This is a genomic window from Nonomuraea aurantiaca, assembly GCF_020215705.1.
Classification (GTDB): domain Bacteria; phylum Actinomycetota; class Actinomycetes; order Streptosporangiales; family Streptosporangiaceae; genus Nonomuraea; species Nonomuraea aurantiaca.
Window position 1 is genome coordinate 1 of record NZ_JAIWNB010000116.1, and the last position, 1,367, is coordinate 1,367.

Here is a 1,367-nt window from a genome sequence, read left to right on the forward strand (position 1 = left end):
CTGGCTGGCTCATCGGGCCAATACGCGCCATCATCGGCGGATCGAGTGCCGCCCGGCCGACCGGCTGGTCACCGACCGGGCTGCCATGCTCGCGCTGCCGCCGGTGGCTCCCCTGGTCGGCTGGCGTTCGTCGACCCGGCTGGCTCGCGACCACTACGTGCGCATCGCCTCCAACGACTACTCGGTCCACCCTGCGGCGATCGGCCGGCTGGTCGAGGTGATCGCCGACCTGCAGCAGGTGCGGGTCACCTGCGGCGGGCAGAGCGTCGCGGCCCACCCACGATGCTGGGCCGCCCACCAAACCATCACCGACCCGGCACACGCCCAGGCCGCCGCGGCGATGCGCCGCTCCCGCCTCCAGCTCGCCACCCCAGCGGCCGACACCCAGGTCGAGCAACGCCGGCTCAGCGACTACGACACCCTGCTCGGCATCGACACCAGCCAGGGGGTGGTGGCGTGATGGCGAGCGCGCGAACCCCAGCCGGCGCGATCTCAACCAGCGCAGCCGCCACCAGCGGCCAGGGCCGCAACCTTCAGGCAGAGCTGGCCTACCTGTCTCGGGCCCTGAAGGCGCCGTCGCTGCATGCCGCCGTCGAGCGGCTGGCCGAGCGAGCCCGGGCCGAGTCCTGGAGTCACGAGGAGTTCCTGGCCGCCTGCCTGCAGCGCGAAGTCGCCGCCCGCGAGTCTCACGGCGGCGAGGCCCGCATCCGCTCGGCCCGCTTCCCGGCCCGAAAAGCATTGGAGGACTTCGACTTCGACCATCAGCGCTCGGCCAAACGCGAGGTCATCGCTCATCTGGGCACGCTGGACTTTGTCGCCGCACGCGAGAACGTGGTCTTCCTCGGCCCGCCCGGCACCGGCAAAACCCACCTGTCGATCGGCCTGGGCATCCGGGCCTGCCAGGCCGGACACCGGGTCGCCTTCGACACCGCCGCCGCCTGGGTCGACCGGCTGGCCGACGCCCACACCACCGCCACCCTGCAGCAGGAACTCACCAAGCTGTCGCGCATCCCGCTGCTCATCGTGGACGAGGTGGGCTACATCCCGTTCGAGCCCGAAGCCGCCAACCTGTTCTTCCAACTCGTCAGCAGCCGCTACGAACGAGCCAGCTTGATCGTCACCAGCAACAAGCCGTTCGGGCGCTGGGGCGAGGTGTTCGGCGACGACGTCGTCGCAGCAGCGATGATCGACCGCCTCGTCCACCACGCCGAGGTCATCAGCCTGAAGGGAGACAGCTACCGCCTCAAAAACCGCGACCTTGGCCGCGTTCCCACAGCCGGCCACACCAACGACCAGTAACAATCAAGCACATCAGGGGGTCAAAATTCAGGCGACGCCAGGGGGTCAGAATTCGGCCGTCGTTGACA

The 1,367-nt window shown here is 69.6% G+C and carries 2 protein-coding genes; both read left to right on the plus strand.

The window, feature by feature from the left end:
• A partial coding sequence (locus tag LDL49_RS56405) for a Mu transposase domain-containing protein (RefSeq protein ID WP_443689907.1) occupies window positions 1-460 on the plus strand: 460 nt, incomplete at its 5' end.
• A complete protein-coding gene (gene istB, locus LDL49_RS56410; protein ID WP_225303192.1) occupies window positions 460-1,299 on the plus strand; it encodes an IS21-like element helper ATPase IstB in 840 nt (279 codons plus the stop codon). The genes LDL49_RS56405 and istB, both read left to right, overlap by 1 nt.
• Window positions 1,300-1,367 lie beyond the last annotated feature (68 nt).